21 protein-coding genes are annotated in these 22360 nt (G+C 41.5%); 16 read left to right on the top strand and 5 right to left on the bottom strand.

The features are described 5' to 3' along the window. Positions 1–2 precede the first annotated feature (2 nt). The 11 genes from AC1HJP_RS10030 to AC1HJP_RS09980 all read left to right on the top strand — a co-directional run bounded on the left by AC1HJP_RS10030 (position 3) and on the right by AC1HJP_RS09980 (position 11209). The gene (locus tag AC1HJP_RS10030) at positions 3–1004 is read left to right on the top strand and encodes a COX15/CtaA family protein (protein WP_480361675.1); all 1002 of its coding nucleotides are present in this window, start codon (positions 3–5) and stop codon (positions 1002–1004) included. Beyond that, the gene (gene cyoE / locus AC1HJP_RS10025; protein WP_480361674.1) at positions 1001–1900 is read left to right on the top strand and encodes a heme o synthase; all 900 of its coding nucleotides are present in this window, start codon (positions 1001–1003) and stop codon (positions 1898–1900) included. Before AC1HJP_RS10030 ends, cyoE begins: the two co-directional genes overlap by 4 nt. Continuing rightward, complete coding sequence (locus AC1HJP_RS10020; protein WP_480361673.1) at positions 1888–2490, top strand: SCO family protein; 603 nt, start codon at positions 1888–1890, stop codon at positions 2488–2490. Before cyoE ends, AC1HJP_RS10020 begins: the two co-directional genes overlap by 13 nt. A gap of 155 nt (positions 2491–2645) precedes the next feature. Beyond that, positions 2646–2912: an STAS domain-containing protein gene (locus AC1HJP_RS10015; protein ID WP_138478207.1), complete on the top strand. Its 267-nt coding sequence runs from the start codon at positions 2646–2648 to the stop codon at positions 2910–2912. A 14-nt stretch (positions 2913–2926) separates the two neighbouring features. Continuing rightward, the gene (locus tag AC1HJP_RS10010) at positions 2927–3289 is read left to right on the top strand and encodes a response regulator (protein ID WP_058031180.1); all 363 of its coding nucleotides are present in this window, start codon (positions 2927–2929) and stop codon (positions 3287–3289) included. 14 nt (positions 3290–3303) lie between these two features. Then, on the top strand, positions 3304–5409 hold the full coding sequence (locus AC1HJP_RS10005; protein ID WP_480361672.1) for a chemotaxis protein CheA: 2106 nt from the start codon (positions 3304–3306) through the stop codon (positions 5407–5409). Next, a complete protein-coding gene (locus AC1HJP_RS10000; protein ID WP_138478211.1) occupies positions 5410–5895 on the top strand; it encodes a chemotaxis protein CheW in 486 nt (161 codons plus the stop codon). Positions 5896–5918: 23 nt separating this feature from the next. After that, positions 5919–8636 carry a methyl-accepting chemotaxis protein gene (locus AC1HJP_RS09995; protein WP_480361671.1) on the top strand — a complete coding sequence of 906 codons (2718 nt, stop codon included), beginning with the start codon at positions 5919–5921 and terminating at the stop codon, positions 8634–8636. Positions 8637–8737: 101 nt separating this feature from the next. Continuing rightward, a complete protein-coding gene (locus AC1HJP_RS09990) occupies positions 8738–9550 on the top strand; it encodes a CheR family methyltransferase (protein WP_480361690.1) in 813 nt (270 codons plus the stop codon). A 1-nt stretch (position 9551) separates the two neighbouring features. After that, positions 9552–10169, top strand: coding sequence for a chemoreceptor glutamine deamidase CheD (gene cheD / locus AC1HJP_RS09985; protein ID WP_480361670.1), 618 nt, complete (start codon positions 9552–9554; stop codon positions 10167–10169). A gap of 8 nt (positions 10170–10177) precedes the next feature. Beyond that, positions 10178–11209 (top strand): protein-glutamate methylesterase/protein-glutamine glutaminase, encoded by a 1032-nt coding sequence (locus tag AC1HJP_RS09980; RefSeq protein ID WP_480361669.1) that lies wholly within the window; start codon positions 10178–10180, stop codon positions 11207–11209. Here the strand turns inward: AC1HJP_RS09980 and AC1HJP_RS09975 are convergent. After that, positions 11199–12236 (bottom strand): polysaccharide deacetylase family protein, encoded by a 1038-nt coding sequence (locus AC1HJP_RS09975; RefSeq protein ID WP_480361668.1) that lies wholly within the window; start codon positions 12234–12236, stop codon positions 11199–11201. The two genes, AC1HJP_RS09980 and AC1HJP_RS09975, sit on opposite strands and share 11 nt — an antisense overlap. Between AC1HJP_RS09975 and AC1HJP_RS09970 the strand changes: the two genes are divergently transcribed. Continuing rightward, positions 12213–13544 carry an MATE family efflux transporter gene (locus AC1HJP_RS09970; protein WP_480361667.1) on the top strand — a complete coding sequence of 444 codons (1332 nt, stop codon included), beginning with the start codon at positions 12213–12215 and terminating at the stop codon, positions 13542–13544. The two genes, AC1HJP_RS09975 and AC1HJP_RS09970, sit on opposite strands and share 24 nt — an antisense overlap. Here the strand turns inward: AC1HJP_RS09970 and AC1HJP_RS09965 are convergent. Both AC1HJP_RS09965 and nfuA read right to left on the bottom strand, forming a co-directional pair. Next, complete coding sequence (locus AC1HJP_RS09965) at positions 13489–13764, bottom strand: hypothetical protein (protein WP_480361666.1); 276 nt, start codon at positions 13762–13764, stop codon at positions 13489–13491. The genes AC1HJP_RS09970 and AC1HJP_RS09965 overlap by 56 nt on opposite strands. Positions 13765–13766: 2 nt before the next feature. Continuing rightward, positions 13767–14342, bottom strand: a complete 576-nt coding sequence (nfuA, locus tag AC1HJP_RS09960) for a Fe-S biogenesis protein NfuA (RefSeq protein ID WP_138478225.1) — start codon at positions 14340–14342, stop codon at positions 13767–13769. Positions 14343–14488: 146 nt separating this feature from the next. Here nfuA and AC1HJP_RS09955 point away from each other — a divergent pair, with 146 nt between their 5' ends. Then, entirely contained in the window at positions 14489–17044 is a 2556-nt protein-coding gene (locus tag AC1HJP_RS09955; protein WP_480361665.1) for a M14 family metallopeptidase, read from the top strand. On the opposite strand, the gene AC1HJP_RS09950 is transcribed toward AC1HJP_RS09955, so the two are convergent. Next, positions 17006–17710, bottom strand: a complete 705-nt coding sequence (locus AC1HJP_RS09950; protein WP_480361664.1) for a ComF family protein — start codon at positions 17708–17710, stop codon at positions 17006–17008. The genes AC1HJP_RS09955 and AC1HJP_RS09950 overlap by 39 nt on opposite strands. A 56-nt stretch (positions 17711–17766) precedes the next feature. Here AC1HJP_RS09950 and bioH point away from each other — a divergent pair, with 56 nt between their 5' ends. The 3 genes from bioH to AC1HJP_RS09935 all read left to right on the top strand — a co-directional run bounded on the left by bioH (position 17767) and on the right by AC1HJP_RS09935 (position 19828). Further along, positions 17767–18504 (top strand): pimeloyl-ACP methyl ester esterase BioH, encoded by a 738-nt coding sequence (gene bioH, locus AC1HJP_RS09945; RefSeq protein WP_480361663.1) that lies wholly within the window; start codon positions 17767–17769, stop codon positions 18502–18504. A 104-nt stretch (positions 18505–18608) separates the two neighbouring features. After that, complete coding sequence (locus AC1HJP_RS09940) at positions 18609–18917, top strand: hypothetical protein (protein ID WP_138478233.1); 309 nt, start codon at positions 18609–18611, stop codon at positions 18915–18917. 5 nt (positions 18918–18922) lie between these two features. Next, positions 18923–19828 carry a putative metalloprotease CJM1_0395 family protein gene (locus tag AC1HJP_RS09935; RefSeq protein WP_480361662.1) on the top strand — a complete coding sequence of 302 codons (906 nt, stop codon included), beginning with the start codon at positions 18923–18925 and terminating at the stop codon, positions 19826–19828. Positions 19829–20032: 204 nt separating this feature from the next. Here the strand turns inward: AC1HJP_RS09935 and AC1HJP_RS09930 are convergent, their stop codons facing one another. Then, positions 20033–22357 (bottom strand): Tex family protein, encoded by a 2325-nt coding sequence (locus AC1HJP_RS09930; RefSeq protein ID WP_480361661.1) that lies wholly within the window; start codon positions 22355–22357, stop codon positions 20033–20035. Positions 22358–22360: the final 3 nt, after the last annotated feature.

Raw genomic sequence — 22360 nt, 5'->3', positions numbered from 1 at the left:
TAATGAATAAAAAATATATTTACCTCACTGTGATCAGTACTTTTATTACATTCTGTGTTGTTGCTTTAGGGGCTTATACTCGGTTAAGTAATGCGGGCCTAGGGTGCCCAGATTGGCCTGGGTGTTATGGTTTTTTGACGGTACCAAACTCTGCAGATGAGTTACAAGCGGCTGCAAATGCATTTCCTGGCACTACAGTTGAACCCTTTAAAGCTTGGATCGAAATGATCCACCGTTATTTTGCTTCTTCGTTAGGTCTGTTGGTGATTGGCTTGTTGTATTTTGCGCTCAGGAAGCGTGTTGAAAAAGTGCCAAAAAAGTTGACTGTTGCTTTGTTTGTGTTGATTTTACTGCAAGGTAAATTAGGTATGCTGACAGTAACTATGAACCTGCAGCCGTTTATCGTGATGGGCCATTTACTGGGTGGCTTTACTATTCTGGCACTTCTTTCAATGCATTGTTTTTATTTATTTACACCAGAAAAGCGTTTTCTCGTATCTCCTCCAAAAATCCCTGCAAGGTTGTCAGCAATTAGCTTGATTGTCTTGGTGTTACAAATCGCATTAGGTGGCTGGGTCGCTGCTAATTATGCAGCACCACACTGCGTTGGGTTGCCCATTTGTGAGAATATCCATTTATTTTCTGTAGAAAGTTTATTTCATCTTCCCATTGGTGAGTTGAACTATGAATATGGTGTATTGCCATTTGAAACTCGGCTATCCATACATATGGTTCATCGAGTGTGGGCGGTTGTCACGGTGCTTACGCTTGGTTTATGGGCTTGGTATGTGTTGGCTAACAGTAAAGAAAAACTATTAAAGAATACTGCAAGTTTACTTATTGTCGGTTTAATCCTTCAGTTATTTTTGGGGGCATTGATCGTGCACCTGCAATTTCCAATATTAATTACACTTTTTCATAATTTAATGGCGGCATGTTTGCTGATTGTTAGCTTATTTTTATGGTTTTTACTTACTTATAAAAGTACCAAGGAGGCAGTATGAAAAGTCTTACTCTCAAGCCCGAAGCACTGTTCCAATCATTTTATTTATCTGCGTACTTGGGGATTTGTAAGGTAAAAGTAGTCGTGATGCTAGTCATTACTGCTTGGGTTGGATTAATGCTTGCACCTGATATGAACAGAACGCTCTTTGAGCAAAGCATGAGTTTATTAGGTATAGGGCTATTGTCAGCATCGGCCGCTGCGATAAATCATGTCGTAGATCGAGAGATAGATAAAAAAATGGCAAGAACACGACATAGGCCGTTAGCGCAAACTCAGCTTAGTGTGAAACAAGCACTTGGGTTTGCAGCACTCATCGGTTTGATAGGAAGTGTGGCGTTATTTTATTGGAGCAATACCTTAACGCTCTTTATGACGCTAGGCGCATTAGTTGGCTATGCGGTGGTATACACCATGTTTTTAAAAAGAGCGACACCACAAAATATTGTTATTGGTGGCTTAGCGGGTGCAATGCCACCGTTATTGGGGTGGATCAGTGAAACAGGTCAGCTCGATGTGCAAGCTTGGCTGTTAGTCATGATCATCTTTATTTGGACGCCTCCACACTTTTGGGCTTTGGCCATAGCAAGAAGAAATGACTATAAACGCGCCAATATACCTATGTTACCTGTGACACATGGTAGTGAATTTACTAGATTCTTCATTGTAATTTATTCAATACTTTTATTTGTAGTGTGCTTGTTACCTTATCTAGTTACTATGTCAGGCAACATATATTTGCTTTGTGTACTTATACTTAACAGTATTTTTTTATATAAAAGCATTGTTCTGTATATAAAACGTTCAGATGAAGCTGCGATGGCACTTTTTCATTTTTCAATTACTTATTTGCTGCTACTCTTTATATCGCTATTTATTGATAAATGGATCCTTTGATGCGCTACATATTGTTTTTGCTAGCTTTATTATTGTTTGGATGTGATAAAGATGCGCCTGTTTCAGAGCATGCTATTCACTATAAACAAGCAAAAGAAATCCAAGATTTTAATTTGCAAGATCAGCATGGCAATACAGTCACAAAGCAAGACTTACTTGGGCAGTGGACATTGATATTTTTGGGATACACAAGTTGCCCTGATATTTGTCCAATGACACTAGCAAAGCTTACCGAAATACATACTGAATTAGCACAACAACATAATGTTAAAGTTTGGTTTGTTTCGGTCGATCCTAATAGAGATACTCAGCAACAGCGCAAGGCATATATAGACTATTTCAACTCAGACTTTAAGGCGGTATCGGCAGAGCATGCAAACCTATTTCCTTTTGTCAGAAATATCGGCTTGATATATGCAATCAATAACAGTAAGGAAACTGAGTATTATGTGGACCACAGTGCTTCAGTTGCACTTATTAGCCCACAGGGAAATCTAAGTGGTATTTTTAAGGCTAAATTTTCAGCGAATGAAGTACCATTAATTGATGCAGCGCAAGTAATAAAAGATTTTAATGCTATCGTGCATTAGAGTGCTTGGATAAACTGGGTGAGCTTTATGATTGATTCATAAATCGAGCTAACACCCTAATTATTTTTAGCTTTTAGTTAATAACTTTTATGGCATTTCTGCTAACTAGGTCTAAGCTAAAATTATAAAAATTACACAAGGAGAGCGCATCGCGCATGTTAAAACTTCCTTCAGAACTCACAATAAGTCATGTTGAAGAGTTTCATCAACAGGTATTACAAGTGCTTCATGCTGAGCACGATGTCAGTATTGATGTGTCAGATGTGATACGTGTAGATACAGCATCAATACAAGTTTTATGTGCTTTGCAAAAGCATCTTCTTGAAATTAACAATGGAATTCGTTGGCATGGTGAAAGTCAGTCGCTTAATAAAGCGGTTGATGAGCTTGGTTTAACAGAATTACTCGCCTTATCGGCGTGAATTAAGAGGTCATTATGAAAAAGATTTTGGCAGTGGATGATTCAGCATCTATGCGACAAATGGTTGGTTTTACTTTAAAGAAAGCTGGTTTTGAAGTAGTTGAAGCAAAGGATGGCAGTGAGGCTTTAGGTATTGCTAAGCAACAAAGCTTTGATGCCGTGATCTCCGATGTCAACATGCCTGTGATGGATGGGATTACACTTATTAAAGAGCTAAGAACATTACCTAGCTATAAGTTTACACCACTACTAATGCTTACGACCGAATCAGGTTTAGACAAAAAAACTGAAGGTAAAGCTGCAGGCGCGACAGGGTGGATTGTTAAACCTTTTAACCCAGATCAGTTACTAGCTGTTCTTAAAAAAGTTATTCGCTAAGCTAGGATGTCATTATGAGTATTGATTTAAGTCAGTTTTTCGAGGTTTTTTTTGAAGAGAGCCTCGAAGGGTTAGATGCAATGGAAGCGGAGCTCCTAAACTTAGAGCCCGGCAATGAAGACATGGAAACCATCAATACTATTTTTCGTGCTGCGCACTCTATAAAAGGAGGAAGTGGCACGTTCGGTTTTACTTCTGTTTCTGATTTCACACATGTATTAGAAACATTGTTAGATCAAATCAGAGATGGTCAACGTGCATTAACAGCAGAGCATGTAAACCTTTTGCTGAAATCAGTTGATTGTTTAAGAGGCATGTTGGCAGCGTTACAGGCAGAACAAGAGCCTGATTTGACAGAAGCCGATGAAATTAGAAAGCGCTTTGAAGTTATTTTGGGTCTTTCAGAAGATACTGACTCAACCAGCTCAGATACTCCAGAAACGCAAAGCGAAAATACTTACCAAATTGACTTTAAGCCTCACCCTCATTTATTCAAAACGGGTAACGAGCCCTTATATATGATTTCAGAACTTGCTGAGCTAGGTGAGTTAGAAACGCAGGCATTTTATGATGCCATACCCGATATAGATTCATTACATGCTGAAGAGTGCTTTTTAGCGTGGCGCTTTTTCTTAACGACATCTAAGCCTGAATCTGCGATTTCTGAAATATTTGAGTGGGTTGAAGACGATGCAGATATAGACATTGTTTTATGTGGTGGGCTTTTTGAATCTGATTTATCAGATGATGAAGACTCTACCCCCTTAGAACAAGTGCCCACTGAATCTGAGAGTAGATTGGAAAACCTTGAGCCTGAAAGCAAAGCGGTCACGCCAATCGCCACAAATGCACCTGTTGTGAAAAAAGCAGAGGCTAAGAAACCATCCGACTCCTCAGCAACCTCTATTCGTGTTGGTATAGATAAAGTTGATTCCTTAATTAATATGGTGGGTGAGCTTGTGATAACACAAGCCATGTTGAGTCAAATTGGTGAGCAAGAAATTACCGAATCAACGATTACAGCATTACAAGAAGGGTTAGCCCAACTCGCCCACAACACTAGGGATTTGCAAGAAAATGTCATGCGGATCCGCATGCTGCCGATTAGTTTCGTGTTTAGTCGATTCCCAAGACTAGTAAGAGACACATCTCAAAAACTTGGTAAGCAAGTTGAACTGAAATTATTAGGTGAACAAACTGAACTTGATAAAACCGTTATGGAAAAGATATCAGATCCTATGGTTCACCTTGTGAGAAACTCTTTAGATCATGGCTTAGAGACACCGGAGCAGCGTATTGCGGCAGGTAAAGATCCGGTTGGTACTGTTACGTTAAATGCGTTCCATCAAGGCGGTAACATTGTCATTGAGATAATGGATGATGGACAAGGTTTAAATACTGAAAAAATAAGAAGCAAAGCCATCGCCAATGGCCTAATTCAAGAAACTGATGAACTCTCGCCGGATGAAATAAACGAGCTAATTTTTATGCCAGGCTTTTCTACGGCTGATGAAGTAAGTGATATATCCGGCCGAGGCGTAGGCATGGATGTTGTCAGAAGAAATATTCAAGCGTTAAACGGCTCGGTTGAAGTAGCCTCCGCACCAGGAGTTGGATCAACCTTTACAATTCGCTTGCCGCTTACGTTGGCTATTTTGGATGGTCAATTAGTTAAGGTTGCGCAACATACCTACATAATCCCGCTTATTTCAATTGTTGAATCATTACAAATAGATATTAGTAAGGTCAGCCGAGTTGGGAAAGATCTCGATGTGCTAAGGCTTAGAGATGAATATATTCCGATACTTCGATTATACGACATTTTCAATCATGGCGGTGCCATTGAAGAGTTAGATAAAACATTACTTGTTGTTGTTGAAAGTGATAACCATAAAGTTGGCTTATTGGTCGATGATTTACTTGCTCAACAGCAGGTGGTCATTAAGAGCCTTGAAGCAAATTACCAAAAAGTTGATGGTATCTCTGGGGCAACTATCTTAGGCGATGGCAGAGTATCTTTGATTATTGATATCAGTGGTTTAATTAAATTAAGCGGTTTAAAAAGGCCGGGTTCCCAAGACTTAATTGTCGAGCAAAACGCAGTAGGGGGGGCAGCATAAATGTCAGAACAGGCAGAACAAAATCAGCAATTGATCTTGGAAGGTCAGCACGACGAGAATCAATACCTGACATTTATGATGGCAGGCGAAGAATACGGAATGAATATTCTGGCTGTACAAGAGATCCGTGGATGGGAAGATGTCACTGCAATCCCTAATTCTCCCAGTTTTGTGAAAGGTGCCATTAATCTACGTGGCACAATTGTACCAATTATTGATTTAAGACTACGATTCGGTATTGCAGATAATGAGTATGGTCCACTTACAGTTGTTATTGTTGTCGCAGTTGAAATAAATGGTCAGAACAAAGTAATGGGTATCGTGGTTGATGCTGTTTCAGATGTATATAGCATTTCTGAAGAGCAGGCTAAAGATGTGCCTGATTTTCAAGATTCAGATAACGCCGAGTTTGTTCATGGATTGGTTAATGTTGGGGAGAAAATGGTTGTTCTTCTTAATTTGGAAAGCGTTTTAAACTTAGAGTAAAAATAAGCACGGGTAGGGTCAAGATGAGTGGTAGAAACGTTCAAAGTGAAATAACCAATAAGCTATTGATAGCAGCGGTAGTTATAGTGGCGTCAATCGCAATTGCATTGCAAATTTTAGGTGTGCCATTGAGTGGTGAAAATGCGATTGGGTTAGGCTTGCCTTTCGTCATCACTCTAGCGGTTATGTTTTATTTAAAGCAAAGTTTCAGCACTTATGCTGCACAATTAGAAACGGTTGATAGTGCAATAAACTTGTTAAAGTTTAAAGATGAAGAAGCCGCACAGCGATTACACTTAGATGCTTACCCTCAACTTCGTACTTTGTTGGTTTCAGATGATACAGAAGCAGAGCAGGTGGATAATGGCCAACTTGTTGAAAGCATGATTAGTGCACTACAAGTATGTCAGGCAAATATTATGATTGCAGACGCTGATTTAAATATAAGTTACTTGAATGATTCAGTAACGGACATGCTCTCTGCCAATGAACATAAATTACAAAGAGACCTGCCGAACTTTAGTGTTGCTTCTTTAGTAGGCCAGAATATTGATGTATTCCATAAAAATCCAAGTCATCAAAGGGGCTTACTAGCCAACTTAAGAACGGTTTATAAGACTCAAATTACCGTAGCAGGTTTAACATTTGATCTTATAGCCACCCCCGTGTTTGATGACCAACAACAGCGTATAGCAACGCTTGTTGAATGGAAAGACCTCACCGAACAAATTGCCTTCGAGAAAGAAAAACAAATTTCTGCAGCGCACAATGCCAGAATTACAAGTGCATTAGATGTTTGCCAAGCGAATGTCATGTTGGCTGACACAGATCTAAATATTGTTTTTGCTAATCACTCGGTACTTGAAATGCTGAGTAATAATCAAGAGCAGTTACGCACTGCACTGCCAAACTTTGATGCAAGCAACTTAATTGGTGAAAACATTGATGTATTCCATGCAAACCCAGCCCATCAAAGACAGATGCTAAGTGCCTTAACTGATACCTATAAAACTGATATTAATGTTGCTGGGTTTACTTTTGGGTTAATCGCAACCCCTGTTTATGATGACCAAGGCGATAAAGTAGGTACTGTGGTCGAATGGGATGATAAGACTCAAAGACTTGCAGCAGAAGAAGCTGCAACGAAGCTTGCGAATGAAAACGCTCGTGTTAAGAGTGCACTCGATAATGTCACCACAAATGCAATGATAGCAGATGCTGAATTTAACATTGTGTATTTAAATGACGCTGTTGTAAGCATGATGCGTAATGCAGAAAGTGACCTGAAGAAAGACTTGCCTAACTTCGATTCGTCCAAGTTATTGGGTGCCAATATAGATATTTTCCATAAGAATCCAGCGCACCAAAGGGCGATGCTAGAAAGGTTAAGTTCTACTTATAAAACAGAAATCGTTGTCGGTGGAAGGACTTTTGCTTTGGTTGCGAATCCAGTTTTCAACGATGAAAATGAAAGAATTGGCACCATAGTAGAATGGAATGATAGAACAAGTGAAGTCGTAATAGAGAAAGAGGTTGCAGATCTTGTTAGTGCAGCTTCTGAAGGTAACTTGACTCAGAGAATTAATGAATCGGGTAAGGAAGGCTTCTACCTCAGATTATCACAAGGTTTAAATCAACTGGTCAGCATTGTTGATGATGCAGTAACAGACACTGCACAAATGCTTGATGCGTTGGCGAATGGTGATTTAACACAAAGAATTACGCAGGAATATCACGGCTCATTTGATAAGCTGAAACGCGATGCGAATGTGACAGCTGATAAATTAACTGAGGTCATTAATCGTATTAGTTCGTCCGCGACTCTTGTGGCCAGTGGGGCTGAAGAAATCTCGCAAGGTAATGCAGACCTAAGTCAGCGTACAGAAGAACAAGCATCTTCGCTTGAAGAAACAGCTTCAAGTATGGAGGAAATGACAAGTACAGTTCGTCAGAATGCAGATAATGCAAAAGTTGCCAATGAACTTGCAGAAGAAACAAGCTCCAAGGCAATGCAAGGTGGCGAAGTTGTGAACCGTGCAGTACAGAGTATGTCGGGGATTAATGAATCTAGTAAAAAGATTGCTGATATCATTGGGGTTATTGATGAGATTGCTTTCCAAACCAATCTGCTTGCATTAAATGCAGCTGTAGAAGCAGCTAGAGCTGGCGAGCAAGGACGAGGTTTCGCAGTTGTGGCAGGTGAGGTTAGAAACTTGGCACAACGTTCAGCTGGTGCTGCGAAAGAAATCAAAGACTTGATCCGCGATAGTGTAAGTAAAGTTGAAGACGGAACACTTCTCGTGAATGAGTCAGGTGAAACGTTGAAAGATATTGTCGCATCGGTGAAGCGTGTTACTGACATGATTTCAGATATTGCTGAAGCATCTGTTGAACAAAGTTCTGGAATTGAGCAGGTAAACAAAGCCGTGACACAAATGGACGAAATGACGCAACAAAATGCGGCATTAGTAGAAGAAGCTTCTGCTGCCGGCGAGTCTATGGCAGAGCAAGCTAATGATATGCGCCGTTTACTTAATTTCTTTACAATAGATGACTCGACTTCAACATCGATGATGCTTTCAGAGGCTAAGCCAAACAAAGCACCTGCAAGAATAGCTCCGACGCCTTCGGCTGTTCAAGAAACTAAGTCAGAGATCCAGTCACCAGTGAAGTCTCCTGTGAATCCTGTAGCGACTGCTAATCAATTCGCAGATAGCTCTGATGAATGGGAAGAGTTTTAAATAGGTATGAAGAAGGTGCTTATTGTGAGCACCTTCAAATCTTAAATACGCCTTTCTTGTTGAGTCACTCGTTTTAGTGTTGCCTGTTTATAGGATAAATGATGAGAGAATTTGCACTATCTGATCAGGACTTTCAGACCATTGCACAAAAAGTCTATAAAGCATGTGGTATTGTTCTTGGTCCTCATAAGAGGGAAATGGTTTATTCAAGACTGGCGAGGCGTATTAGGGCAAATCAGTTGGATTCGTTTTCTTCATATTTAAGTTTCTTAGAAGAGAATGAAGAACAAGAGTTCAGTCAATTTATCAACGCAATCACGACAAACCTCACTTCATTCTTTCGAGAAAATCATCATTTTGAATACTTATCGAATACGGTTATTCCTAAGCTGCTAGAAGAAAATAAATTCTCGAAGAGAATACGAATTTGGTCGGCTGGCTGTTCTACAGGTGAAGAGCCCTATAGTATCGCCATGACAATCGCAAACCGTTTCCCGTCTGATTGGGATGTGAAAATTCTCGCAACAGATTTAGATTCCAATGTGCTCGCAAAGGCGCAAAGTGGTGTTTATGATGCAGGCAATGTGACTGGGCTTGATGATGACGTTTTGAAAAAGTGGTTTTTGAAAAGCTCTGACAATCAAGCATATAAGGTTAAGCCAAACTTGCAGTCATTAATCTTTTTTAAAAGGTTAAATCTACTTGAAAAATGGCCAATGAAAGGGCCTTTTGATGTGATTTTTTGCCGCAATGTGCTGATTTATTTTGACAAGGAAACAAAAGATAAGTTGTTTAGAGGTTACCATCAAATGCTAGGTGAAGATGGGCACTTATTTATAGGCCATTCAGAAACCATGGGTAAAGAGCACCATGAGTTCAAGAACTTAGGCCGCACTATGTATCAAAAGGTATAGTATGGATAATCGATTTAAGCCGGTTATCAGAGGCTTTGAACACGTTAAACGATTTTGGGATTCAGGCCGAGGTTGTGTAATAGCTAAGGTGTTACCTGGCGAGTTTTATGTCTCTAAAAATGATGAGCTGATCTCAACAGTATTAGGGTCATGTATTGCTGCTTGTGTATATGATGATAAATTGGGCGTAGGTGGGATGAACCACTTTATGCTGCCAGCAGCAAAAGGGATTAAAGAAATTCATGCCGATGATTTAACTTGCCGTTACGGAAACTGGGCAATGGAATACCTAATCAATGAAGTGCTCAAAAACGGCGCATCAAAAGCTAATCTGAAAGTTAAACTTTTTGGTGGTGGTAAAATAATTCGCTCTATGACAGATATTGGTGTTGGCAATATTCGTTTCGCACATGCATACATACAAGAGGAAGGACTCGAGCTGGTTTCTCATGATGTCGGTGGTCCATGGCCACGCAAAGTGGTATTTCATCCACAAACAGGTCGTGCGCAAGTTAAGAAATTAAGAGAAATGCATAACGACACGATTGAAAGACGAGAAGTGCGTTATTTACATGATATTGAATCGCAAGATGCACAGACAGACATTGAGCTGTTTTAGGAGTTGGCATGATAAAAGTTTTAATTGTTGATGACTCGCCTTTAATCCGAGGGATACTGACAGAGGTGATCCAGCAGGCTAATGATCTTGAAGTGGTAGGTAGTGCTGAAGACCCTTACCAAGCGAGAGAGATGATAAAGTCGCTTAATCCAGATGTGATTACGCTAGATATTGAAATGCCAAAAATGGACGGCATTAGTTTTTTAAGAAACCTGATGCGTCTTCGTCCTATGCCTGTTGTGATGATTTCTACTTTAACCCAACAAGGCTCTCCTATTACCTTAGAGGCACTAGAGATTGGCGCTGTAGACTTTATTGCCAAACCCAAAGTCAATGTAGCTGAACAGCTGCAACACTATGCAGAAACAGTGCAAGAAAAAGTACGCACAGCTGCAACTGCCCGCTTACGGCCATATCGTACTTCTGAGGCAGCAGCGCATAAAGCACAATTACCCTCAGGGCAAGCGTTCGAGCGAAACTCGATTATTGCTATTGGCGCTTCAACAGGTGGCACTGAGGCGATTAAAGAGGTTTTGGTTCAGATGCCAAAAGATGCACCACCTATCGTCATTACTCAGCATATCCCTCCTGTATTTAGCACGTCGTTTGCAATGAGGATGGATAAGACCTGTGCAATGCATGTTAAAGAAGCTGAAGATGGAGATATTCTTGAGTTTGGCAAAGTTTATATTGCGCCAGGTGATAAACACTTAAGAGTGGTCAGTAAAGGGTTAAATAAAGTCTGTGTATTAGACGATGGCGAGCTCGTAAATAGGCATAAACCAGCGGTAGACGTGTTGTTTGATTCCTTGAAGCCATTTGCAAAATATGTATCAGCAGTGCTACTGACAGGCATGGGTAGCGATGGCGCAAGAGGGATGTTAGGTTTGTTAGAAGCAGGCGCTAAAACTGCTGCGCAAGATGAGCAAACCTGTGTTGTGTGGGGGATGCCAAAAGCGGCTGTAGATATGAACGCTGCACAAAAAGTGCTACCACTACAAAGTGTGGCAGCACATTTGCTCAAGTCTACTAGTCGTTAGTTTGCAACACCCAAGGCTGCGAAAACCAATAAAACCGACCTGAGTGTTTGATAGAAGGGGCTGTACAGTTATAACGTGTACGGCCTTTTTTAATGTTTTTAGGTGAAGTGACCGACACCCTTTTCTCGTTTTTCCAAATAATATCAGCACGTCCAATACCTGACACGAAACATGCAAACTGAGATTTGTAAAAATCTTTACTGGCAAACTCGATCTCAATAGTAGGTGTTGGGTTAGTTGTCACAGAGTCTGTGTAAGCAAGCTCCGAGATAGCAAAAGGCAGAGAGTGCAATTTGGTTTTTAGGGTGTCTAACTTACTGTAAAAGCCTGATGCAGGGTATCGTGGGACGCGTGTATAGTCGGTAAATTTTGACACCGCACCAGAGTGCTGTCCAATACCAATATAACCAAGTTCTTTAACGAGGTTTTGCAGTGGTCTATTGAACTCACCATAGGGGTAGGCGAGTAACTTTACATTATGACCCACTTCTTCTTTGATACGCTGTTCTGAGAATAGGATATCTTTACGGATACGTTTCAACCATTGCGCTTGCGTTTCACCGTCTTGTTTTAAATGTAGGTAATCATGCTTCGCGCTGTGATTGGCAATTAATGCACCGCGTTTTGCTAAAGTTCTGAGCTCCTCCCAAGTCATCACATACGATTTATTTTCATCGATAAGCTGAGGGTTTACAAAAATGGTATACGGGTAGCTAAATGCTTCAAGAATAGGAGCCGCTTGCTGAATGTTATTGTCGTAACCATCATCAAAAGTGATGGCGACAGTTTTTGCAGGCAGTGCCTTACCTTGTTGTGTATGCTGGAGCAATTTATCCAAGTGAATAACATTAAAGTTATTGTCTTTAAGATAGGTTAAGTGGGTTTTAAACGTTTCTTCACTCACAGATGTCACCGCTGGTAGCTTCTCGCTGACGTGGTGATACTGTAAGATCACCGCTGATAGTGATGGGTTTGAAAACAATAACAAAGCGAAAACAAAGCAATGAAAGAGATATTTAAAAATCATAAAACGTACCATATAAGTCTGCTATTGCTAGCGGGTCCGATGATTTTATCAAATATATCTGTGCCATTGTTAGGGTTAGTTGATACAGCGGTGATCGGCCACTTATCAGAAGCTCACTTTCTGGCAGGTATCGCATTAGGGTCGGGCAGTATTTCATTGCTATTTTGGCTTGCAAGCTTTCTAAGAATGAGTGCAACAGGCGTGCTCGCTCAGTCTTATGGGGCAAAAAACTGGTCTAGATTACAGCAGCAGCTTTTAGCGAGTTTGCTTATCGCTTGGACTTTTTCAATCTCATTAATCCTTCTATCTCCTTGGTTATTAGATGGCATAAAAGCCTTATCGAATGCATCCCCAGATGTTTTTGCCCAAGCACAAAGCTATTTTGAAATTCGAATATTTAGTGCACCGGCGGCGATGACGAATTTGGTGCTTTTGGGTCTTATGCTGGGCATGCAATACGGAAAAGGGCCATTCTACTTACTGCTATTTACAAATATCACTAACATTATTCTAGATGTGCTGTTTGTGATTGGCTTTGGTTGGCAAGTAGCAGGCGCTGCTTGGGCATCGGTGATTGCAGATTACACGGCGCTGCTGGTCGCGATTGTATTAATTAGAAAGCAACTGGCACAGCACCAAGTTCATTGGCGTTGGCTGCTGCCAAACAAAGCGCAGTTTTTGACATTGTTATCACTGAATCGAGATATTTTTATTCGCTCATTGTTATTACAGCTCTGCTTTAGCTTTATGACTTTTCATGGTGCACGATTGGGCGAAACAACACTGGCAGTCAACGCCGTTTTATTAAACTTTTTAATGTTGGTGAGTTTTGCTTTAGATGGCATTGCGTATGCCGCAGAAGCAAAAGTAGGTCAGGCGAAGGGAGAAGGCTCAGAAGCAAAAGTGAAAATCTGGGTCAACTTAAGTTTGTTTTGGGGGGCGCTATTTGCGTTGCTCTATAGCTTAGCCTTTGCTGTGTTTGGTTTAAGTATCGTTAAGCTTTTAACAAATATTCCAGAGGTTATTAGTGCCTCAAAAACTTACCTATTCTGGCTCATTCTTCTACCTTTATTGGCAATGTGGTGTTTTATATTCGATGGCATTTTTGTCGGCTTAACCCGAGCTCAAGATATGCGTAATAGCATGTTCTTCTCAGCTATATTTGGGTTTATGGTGCCTCTTTGGCTTACATTGGAGTATGAGAACCATGGCCTTTGGTTTGCCATGAGTTGTTTTATGTTATTGAGAGGTGTTACTTTGGCTTATCGTTATCGTCAAATTCAACGGCAGGGTTTATTGTTGCAATAACTTGCGAAAAGCGGTTGGCAAAGATACCTAAATAGCCCCAGCCCGCAAAGAAAAGTGCTGGTACCAGAAAAACTAGACCAACTATTTGTATCCAGGCTTGATGATAATAACCCCAGGCAATACAAGCCGCAGAAATGGCAAACAGCCCCAAACCAATAAAGAAGCGTTTGAGGCTGAGTTTAGGTTGTTGCCCTAGACGGTAAATTATGGGCTTCAACATAATTAGTAGTAAGAGTGTTCACCAGCTTGGTGCTCTGTGATATCACGTACCCCAGTGATCTCTTCAAACTTAGCAACCATCTCTTTTTCGATGCCTTCTTTTAACGTTACATCGATCATTGAACAACCATTACAACCGCCGCCAAATTGCACAACAGCGATACCTTCAGCAGTGATTTCAACTAGGCTTACTTGGCCGCCATGATTGGCAAGTTGTGGGTTTACCTCGGTCGTTAGCATATGCTCAACACGCTCAGCTAAAGAAGCATCATCTTTAAGACGCTTAGCTTTTGCATTAGGTGCTTTAAGGGTTAACTGAGTGCCCATTTTGTCAGTTACGAAGTCGATTTCAGCTTCATCTAAAAATGGTGCGCTTTCTTCATCAACAACCGCGTCGAAACCATTAAATGGTAGGCGAATATCAGTTTCTTCAACAGCATCAGGTGGACAGTAAGACACACCACATTCAGCTTGAGAAGTACCAGGGTTTACAACGAAAACACGAATGTTTGTGCCTTCAGTTTGATCAGCCAATAGCTTGGCAAAGTGACTTTGTGCAGTTTCAGAAATTGTGATCATAATCGAACTATACTTGACTAAATTACTCGGTTAATGGCTATGATACTCCGCTGGTGGCATTGTCGCCAGTGTTGAACGTAAAAATTTGGCTTATCAGGTTTTGGTTGTTAGCTTACTTGCTACAATTTTAAGCAAAAGGTTTTAGTATGCGCACGCTCCTCGCACTTATATTTTTTTGCTGCACTTACTTACTCTCAAGTAGTGTAATAGCAAAACCGGTTTCCTATTACTTCCAACAAAATGTCCAGTTTGACCCCGCTATTCCTAAGCCAGAAGAGGTATTAGGTTATCAAGTAGGCCAGTGGCATGTGCGTCATGACCAACTGGTTCAGTATATGCGGGTGTTAGCTGAAAAAAGCCCTAGAGTGAGCATTGAAACCATAGGTTTTAGTCATGAGCAGCGACCGCTACTGCTACTAAAGTTTAGTCAACCAGAGAATATTGCTCAGTTAGATCAGCTTCGTGAGCAGCATCGCGCACAAGTATTTGCAAAGCAGCCAGCGAAAAATTTACCTGCCTTCATTTGGATGGGGTATAGCGTGCATGGCAACGAATCATCTGGCAGTAATGCCGCTTTATTAGTTGCTTATTATTTAGCCGCAGCACAAGGAGAAGAAGTAGAGCAACTGCTAAATAATTCTGTGGTGTTACTAGATCCTGCCTTAAACCCTGATGGTTTGGCACGTTTCGCTCAATGGGCAAATAGTAATAGAGGGCAAACTTTATCTGCAGATCCGCAGCATAGAGAGCATGTTGAGCAGTGGCCTTCAGGCCGAACAAACCATTATATGTTCGATTTGAACCGAGACTGGCTGTTACTTCAGCATCCTGAATCACGTGCTCGAATTGCCGCATTTCATAAGTGGCAGCCACATGTCTTAACGGACTTTCATGAAATGGGCCCTAACAGCACGTATTTCTTCCAGCCGGGGATCCCGACGCGAACTCACCCACTTACGCCTAAGAAAAATACCCAGTTAACAACAGCGCTTGCAGATTTTCATGCGCAAGCTTTAGATGCGCAAAATCAGCTTTATTTTACACAAGAAAGCTTTGATGACTTTTACTACGGAAAAGGCTCAACATACCCTGATATAAATGGCTCGGTGGGCATTCTCTTTGAACAGGCAAGTAGTCGAGGCCATGTCCAAGAGACCATTAATGGTCAACTGACGTTTGCACAAAGCATTAAAAACCAAGTTACAACCAGCTTGTCTACTTTTGCTGGCGCGATGGCAAACAAGCAGCAATTAATTGACTACAAGAATAACTTCTACCATCAAGCTGACACTTTGGCTGATAAAGAGAAGTTTATGGGCTATGTCGTTGCCAAAGGGGAAGACCCACAACGTTTCAATGAGTTTATGTCTGTGCTGTCACAGCATCAAATTAAAGCCTATGGCTTAAATAAAGCCATCAAAGCCTCTGATAAAAGCTTCATGCAGGGTGATGTGTATATTCCATTGAAACAAGCGCAATTCCGTTTAATTAAAGCCATTTTTTCTGAGCAAACAAGTTTTCAAGATAATACCTTTTATGATGTATCGGGTTGGACACTACCACATGCTTACAACTTAAAGTTTGGTCAAGTATCTAGCCGCTGGGGTCTAGATGTATCAAAACAAGCTTGGCAGTCAGAAGATGCTGGTTTTTCTGCAGTCAAAGAGAGTTATGCTTATGCATTTGATTGGCAGCCAAGCGCAGCGCCTAAGCTATTAAATGCACTTTTACAGCAAGGGGTTGATGCACGTGTTGCACTTAAAGGTTTTAAAGCAAAAACGGCACTAGGAAATCGAGAATTCAAAGCGGGAAGTATTGTTGTCGCTTCAGGTGTGCAAAAGCAATCTGACATTGTGACCATCATGCAACGAGCACAAGCTGACTATGGCGTACAAATTCACGCAATTCAAAGTGGCTTAACCAGCGAAGGCGTTGATCTAGGCTCTCGTCAGTTAAGACCAATTAAAGCTCCGAAAGTCTTACTAGTAGGGGGGGCTGGCAGCAGTCAATATGAAGTGGGCGAAGTTTGGTACCATTTAGATACGCAGTTAGGTATAGCGCCGACTCTCATAGAGCAAGATAGATTGCACCGTGCAGAACTTTCTAAATACACACACATTATCTTAGCCCATGGCAGTTATCGTCGTATGTCAGAAAAAGCCAAAACTAAAATTGCTGCGTGGGTGAGTAAAGGCGGTGTGATCTGGGGCCACAAAGGCGGTGCTAAATGGTTAGTTGATAATCAACTTCTGAGCGCACAATTGATCTCGCCTAAGCAAGTGGCAGAGCAGTTTGATACTGCTGGTTTAAGTTATGGAGATAGAGAAGTTTTATCTGGTAAGCAGCGTATTGCTGGCGCTATCTTTGCGTCAAAACTTGATTTAACACACCCTCTAAGTTTTGGTTATGAGCGTGAATTGCTGCCGTTATTTAAAAATAGCACACAGCTGTTTGAGATGCCCGGCAAGCCATTTCTAACGGTTAGCCAATATCAGTCAAAACCTTTATTGGCAGGATATGCTGCGACAGAAAATGTCACTCAAATTGCAAACACTGCAGCATTGATAGGCCACCGTTATGGTCAGGGCAGTGTTGTTGGTATGATCGATAACCCTGTGTTTAGAGGTTTCTGGAAAGGCAGCAGCCGTTTACTAACGAATACATTATTTTTTGGTCACACTTTGGCTGTGCAAGGGCGTTAATGCTGTGGCATAAGCCCATATCTCATCAGCGCCTGCTGTATAACACGCTTTTGCAGCAGCGTTGATAGTCGACCCTGTGGTGATCACATCATCGATGATCGCCACTTTCTTACCTTTTAGATTTTGCTCCACTTCAAATGCGCGTTTTACATTTTGCTTGCGTTGTTTGAGACTCAAACCACTTTGCGCTTTTGTGGCATTGATGCGAATTAAAATATTGGTGCTTACTTTGGTGTGAGGCAAATGGCTCAACCAGGTCTGTGCGACTTGATTAAACCCCCGGTTAATAAAGCGGTTTTTATGAAGCGGTAAAATGATGTATATGTCGGGTGAGAAGGTAAATGTACTTTCAAAGTGAGCAAGTTGAGTTGCAATAACAGCATTGATAGCCGTTTTATAATGACTCTGTTTGGTAAACTTAAACTCACTCAGCCATTGCTTCATTACATCTTGATACCAAGCACATGCCATTAACCCATGGCAATGGGGCAAATTAAACATGCGCGCTATGTCAGGCTGGAATAATAAGTTTGGTTGTTCTAATGAGATAAAAGGAAAGTCTGATAGACAAAATTGACAGATCCCCTCGTTACTTGCAAGTGGGTTATGGCAAATATGGCAGGAACTTGGAAATAAGGCCTCCGCTAAATTTCTTAATAGTGACATTGTGTTCATCCATGGTATCAGTATCATACGGCTAAGTTTGGTTGAGAGTAGAAATAATGCAAAAAGAAATCGTGTTGCTTCATGGTTGGGGTATGAACCGACAGGTTTGGCAGTTATTAGAGCAAGAGCTAAAAGTTGCTGTTGAAGGACAGGTAAAAAGTTTGGATTTACCGGGTTTTGGCCATGCTCCCATGCCTGAACAACCCTATTCTCTTGCCTCCGCTGCTGAGCTTATTGCTGAACAACTAGCTGACAACACTACCTTAGTTGGTTGGTCACTTGGTGGCTTAGTTGCACTTCATATTGCAAAGCATTATCCGAAAAAGGTAAATAAAGTAGTATTGATCGCTTCAACGCCGTTCTTTGCCGAATCAGATAATTGGTTAGGTATTAAGGTAGAAGTGTTAGAAAACTTTAAAGTTCAATTGCTTGAGAATAGTGCTAAGACCATAGAGCGTTTTTTAGCGATACAAGCTATGGGGTCAGAACACGCTAAGCAAGATGTCAAACAATTAAGAGCTTGGTTATTAGAAGCGCCCGAGGCAAAGTCTGAAGCCTTGAGTGTTGGACTCGATATTCTTTTAAATGATGATTATCGGGAAGTTTTTAGCACGCTTGAGCAGCCAATATATGGCTTATTTGGTAAGTTAGATTCTTTAGTGCCAAGACGAAGCATTGCTAAAATGAAGGCCTTAAACGGTAACTTCCAAGCAGAGGTTTTACCAAAAGCGTCACATGCGCCTTTTATTTCACACCGAGCTGAAAGTTTAAATTTCCTAAAATCAGTACTTTAATAAAAAGCGGCAAAAAATTGCCGCTTTTTACTGCCGAAAACTTTATTTTGCACTACATTTGCGCAATAATTAAACATATTTAGATTTTTGCAAAGGTGCTTATTATGCCAATTGGTGATGTGCTAAATAATGGTATAGACGGTTACAACCGGGCCAGTCAAGGTATTGAACGAGCTACGGCAGAGATAAACCGTGCTGCGGTGACCGAACAAGATGAATCTCAACTTGCACAACAACGTCAGCTGCAAGGTGCTAGCCCCGACGAAGCTGTCACTGCACCTGTATCTCAGCCTGCAAAAATAGATGAGGCTTTAGTTAATCTCAAAGTTGAAGAGTTTAATGCTAAAGCAAATACTCAATCGATCCGAACAGCGGACGAGACCTTAGGAACAATAATAGATATTTCAGTCTAATTCTAATGAATATTGTAACGCCGCAGCCGGCGATTAACCTTAATACTTCAAACGTCTACACAGAAACTGCTAGACGAGACAACCAGCTGCGCGAAGTGATACCTAAACCAGCCCCTTCCAATGCAAGTCACTCAGAAAATAAAGCATTGAATGACGGTGACAAATCGCGTCCTCAACTTGCTGAAGACGGCGGTACTTACGACAGTACAGGTCAGTTGCAACAAAATAAGGTTATTGCAGAAGATGGTGAGGATCAAAATTCAGAGCAAGAAAACTCTAATTCTGAAGAAGAGAATTCAGAACAAGAACAGCGCAAAGAAGAGGCCGAACAGCAGCAAATTGTAGAGTTAAAGGCACGAGATCGCGAGGTTAGACTTCACGAAGAAGCGCATGCGCGTGTCGGCGGACAATACGCTGGCTCGCCGAGTTATGAGTTCCAGCGAGGGCCAGATGGAAATAATTATGCGATAGGCGGTCAGGTGATGATTGATGTTGCTGAGATCCCTGACAATCCACGTGCAACCATAGACAAGATGCAAACAGTACGCGCAGCTGCACTCGCCCCAGCTGAGCCCTCTGGTGCTGATCGAGCAATTGCCGCTGATGCAACCCAAAAATTAGCATCAGCTCAAGCAGACTTGGCAAAAGAGGCGATTAACGGTGAGGAGCAGGAAAAGAAAGCCTCTTCAATAGGTGCATACCAAACACGCCGTTTAAATGAAGATACAGAAATAAACTCTGAAGTTGAGTCGAATGATAATGCAGCCTTACAAAGCGCCTCTGAACCATATTCTGTCGCGTTGCCGATAGCAGCAGATCCTGAAATTCAGGCAAGATCTTTACGAATTAATGACTTTTATCAGCATGTCGCAGTGCCAAATCCCGCTAGTAATTTGTCTTTGAACGTTTAGAAAGCAATGCTCTTAAGGCGCTTGTAATGCCTAATAAAACACAAGACACTTTTCATTGAACATGCAGCGAGTAGTAGATTATGCTGCTGTGTGTTTATGTATCGTTTGTTTTGGAAAATATGGAATAGTTATTAGGCAGGGTAGGTTTGATTAACAGTAAACCAGCTTCTAATTGAAAAGCTGGTTTATTGTTAAAAAGTATTATTACTTTTTCAATTTAGCAAAGGCTTCAGCAAAGGCATTACCCATTGCAGCATTACCAGCATCTTTTTTAGGACGCTGTCCCTTGGCTTGCTTGTTCACAGGTTTGTTTTGCGAAGGTTTACTTGAAGTAGGCTTACCCTGAGGCGCAGCCTGCGGCACTTCATCATCTAGGCGCATCGTAAAACTAATGCGCTTTCTAGCCACATCGACTTCTAACACCTTCACTTTTACGATATCGCCCGCTTTTACGACTTCGCGCGGGTCTGAAATAAATTTATTGGTAATCGCAGAAATATGAACTAAGCCATCTTGGTGTACGCCGACATCAACAAAAGCACCAAAGTTAGCTACATTTGAGACCACTCCTTCTAAAATCATTCCAACTTTAAGATCTTGAATGGTTTCAACACCGGCTTTGAAGACTGCCGTTTTGAATTCAGGGCGAGGGTCACGGCCCGGCTTGTCTAGTTCAGAAATGATGTCGGTAACCGTTGGTAAACCAAATTTTTCATTAGTAAATTGAGCTGGCTCGAGCTGTTTTAAAACTTCGCTGTTACCTATCAAGTCATTCACTTCGATATTCTTTTCAGTACAAATCTGTTTAACCACAGGATATGCTTCAGGGTGAACCGATGAGCTATCAAGTGGATCAGCACCATTCACGATACGTAAGAAACCGGCTGCTTGTTCGAAGGCTTTAGGCCCTAAGCGCGCGACCTTTTTCAATTGCGTGCGGTTATTGAATGAACCGTTTTCGTCTCTGAACTGCACAATATTGCTTGCTAGCGTTTTGTTTAAACCTGAAACGCGTGTAAGCAATGGCACTGACGCGGTATTTACATCAACACCCACCGAGTTTACACAATCTTCAACCACAGAGATCAGTGACTGACCTAGCTGACTTTGAGAAACATCGTGTTGGTATTGACCTACACCAATTGATTTAGGCTCAATTTTTACCAGCTCTGCAAGCGGGTCTTGTAGTCGACGAGCAATTGAAACTGCACCACGTAACGATACGTCTAAATTTGGGAATTCATTCGCGGCAAACTCAGAGGCAGAATAAACAGATGCACCTGCTTCGCTGACCATGATTTTGCTGATGTTGAGCTCTTTGTTGTTAGCCAGTAGTTCAGCTGCAAGTTTATCTGTCTCACGAGATGCTGTACCGTTGCCAATGGCGATTAGCTCTACTTTATGCTGGCGACATAATTGCTCTAAAGTACGAACTGACTTGTCCCAATGATTTTGCGGTGCATGTGGGAAGATAGTATTCGTAGTTAACAGCTTACCTGTCGCATCAACTACAGCTACTTTGCAGCCTGTACGCAGGCCAGGATCGATGCCCATAGTCACGCGAGGACCTGCTGGGGCTGCCATCAATAGGTCCTTTAAGTTCTTGGCAAATACATCAATGGCTTGTGTCTCTGCTTTTTCACGCATGGTCCCTAAAAACTCATTTTCTAGGTGCAGAGATAGTTTTACTTTCCAAGCCCATTGAACCACTGACATTAACCAAAGACTTGCTGTTGCTGAGCTTACATTTAATTGATAATGATCAGCGATGATCTGCGCACAATACTGTGCAGGGTTTTCGCTGCTTGGCTCAGGGTTAATGGTTAACTGTAATATGCCTTCGTTGCGGGCACGCAGCATAGCTAACGCACGATGCGACGGGACTTTCGTGAGCTTCTCAGAATGTTCAAAGTAGTCGCGGTATTTAGCGCCAGCGTCTTCTTGGCCTTTAATTACTTTGGCTTCGATCACACCCTGTGTGTCGATTTGTTTTCTAAGCTTTGCCAGTAACTTAGCATCTTCGGCGAAGCGTTCAATTAAAATAAATTTAGCGCCGTCTAGTGCTGCTTTGACATCTTCAATGCCTTTTTCAGCATTTACGAATTGAGCCGCATGGCTTTCAGGTTCTAAACCAGCATCCTTATAAAGGGCATCCGCAAGTGGCTCTAAACCCGCTTCAATGGCAATTTGACCTTTAGTACGACGCTTAGGTTTGTAGGGTAGATATAAATCTTCTAACTCGGTTTTGCTCTGCGCGTTGTTGATATCGCCAGCAAGGGCATCACTTAACTTACCTTGCTCTGAAATGGTATCAAGAATGAAGCGTCTTCTGTCTTCTAGTTCTCTTAGATAACCAAGTCGTTGTTCTAGAAGACGTAATTGCGTGTCGTCTAGACCGCCGGTTACTTCTTTACGGTAACGAGCAATAAATGGAACTGTGGCACCTTCATCAAGAAGTGCAGTTGCAGCAATGACTTGCTGTTCTTTTGCATTTAGCTCTTGTGCCAAACGTGCAGAGATGTTGCTCATGCA

Source organism: Pseudoalteromonas sp. NFXS53 (assembly GCF_056629255.1).
The sequence above is the reverse complement of the archived record's forward strand: the minus strand, read 5'-3'. Positions and strand labels throughout refer to the sequence as shown.

What these genes read in the sequence shown, in the direction of transcription:
- AC1HJP_RS10030 (WP_480361675.1), top strand. Translation starts at nt 3, where the DNA reads ATGAATAAAAAATATATTTACCTCACTGTGATCAGTACTTTTATTACA.
- cyoE (WP_480361674.1), top strand. Translation starts at nt 1,001, where the DNA reads ATGAAAAGTCTTACTCTCAAGCCCGAAGCACTGTTCCAATCATTTTAT.
- AC1HJP_RS10020 (WP_480361673.1), top strand. Translation starts at nt 1,888, where the DNA reads ATGGATCCTTTGATGCGCTACATATTGTTTTTGCTAGCTTTATTATTG.
- AC1HJP_RS10015 (WP_138478207.1), top strand. Translation starts at nt 2,646, where the DNA reads ATGTTAAAACTTCCTTCAGAACTCACAATAAGTCATGTTGAAGAGTTT.
- AC1HJP_RS10010 (WP_058031180.1), top strand. Translation starts at nt 2,927, where the DNA reads ATGAAAAAGATTTTGGCAGTGGATGATTCAGCATCTATGCGACAAATG.
- AC1HJP_RS10005 (WP_480361672.1), top strand. Translation starts at nt 3,304, where the DNA reads ATGAGTATTGATTTAAGTCAGTTTTTCGAGGTTTTTTTTGAAGAGAGC.
- AC1HJP_RS10000 (WP_138478211.1), top strand. Translation starts at nt 5,410, where the DNA reads ATGTCAGAACAGGCAGAACAAAATCAGCAATTGATCTTGGAAGGTCAG.
- AC1HJP_RS09995 (WP_480361671.1), top strand. Translation starts at nt 5,919, where the DNA reads ATGAGTGGTAGAAACGTTCAAAGTGAAATAACCAATAAGCTATTGATA.
- AC1HJP_RS09990 (WP_480361690.1), top strand. Translation starts at nt 8,738, where the DNA reads ATGAGAGAATTTGCACTATCTGATCAGGACTTTCAGACCATTGCACAA.
- cheD (WP_480361670.1), top strand. Translation starts at nt 9,552, where the DNA reads ATGGATAATCGATTTAAGCCGGTTATCAGAGGCTTTGAACACGTTAAA.
- AC1HJP_RS09980 (WP_480361669.1), top strand. Translation starts at nt 10,178, where the DNA reads ATGATAAAAGTTTTAATTGTTGATGACTCGCCTTTAATCCGAGGGATA.
- AC1HJP_RS09970 (WP_480361667.1), top strand. Translation starts at nt 12,213, where the DNA reads ATGAAAGAGATATTTAAAAATCATAAAACGTACCATATAAGTCTGCTA.
- AC1HJP_RS09975 (WP_480361668.1), bottom strand. Translation starts at nt 12,236, where the DNA reads ATGATTTTTAAATATCTCTTTCATTGCTTTGTTTTCGCTTTGTTATTG.
- AC1HJP_RS09965 (WP_480361666.1), bottom strand. Translation starts at nt 13,764, where the DNA reads ATGTTGAAGCCCATAATTTACCGTCTAGGGCAACAACCTAAACTCAGC.
- nfuA (WP_138478225.1), bottom strand. Translation starts at nt 14,342, where the DNA reads ATGATCACAATTTCTGAAACTGCACAAAGTCACTTTGCCAAGCTATTG.
- AC1HJP_RS09955 (WP_480361665.1), top strand. Translation starts at nt 14,489, where the DNA reads ATGCGCACGCTCCTCGCACTTATATTTTTTTGCTGCACTTACTTACTC.
- AC1HJP_RS09950 (WP_480361664.1), bottom strand. Translation starts at nt 17,710, where the DNA reads ATGTCACTATTAAGAAATTTAGCGGAGGCCTTATTTCCAAGTTCCTGC.
- bioH (WP_480361663.1), top strand. Translation starts at nt 17,767, where the DNA reads ATGCAAAAAGAAATCGTGTTGCTTCATGGTTGGGGTATGAACCGACAG.
- AC1HJP_RS09940 (WP_138478233.1), top strand. Translation starts at nt 18,609, where the DNA reads ATGCCAATTGGTGATGTGCTAAATAATGGTATAGACGGTTACAACCGG.
- AC1HJP_RS09935 (WP_480361662.1), top strand. Translation starts at nt 18,923, where the DNA reads ATGAATATTGTAACGCCGCAGCCGGCGATTAACCTTAATACTTCAAAC.
- AC1HJP_RS09930 (WP_480361661.1), bottom strand. Translation starts at nt 22,357, where the DNA reads ATGAGCAACATCTCTGCACGTTTGGCACAAGAGCTAAATGCAAAAGAA.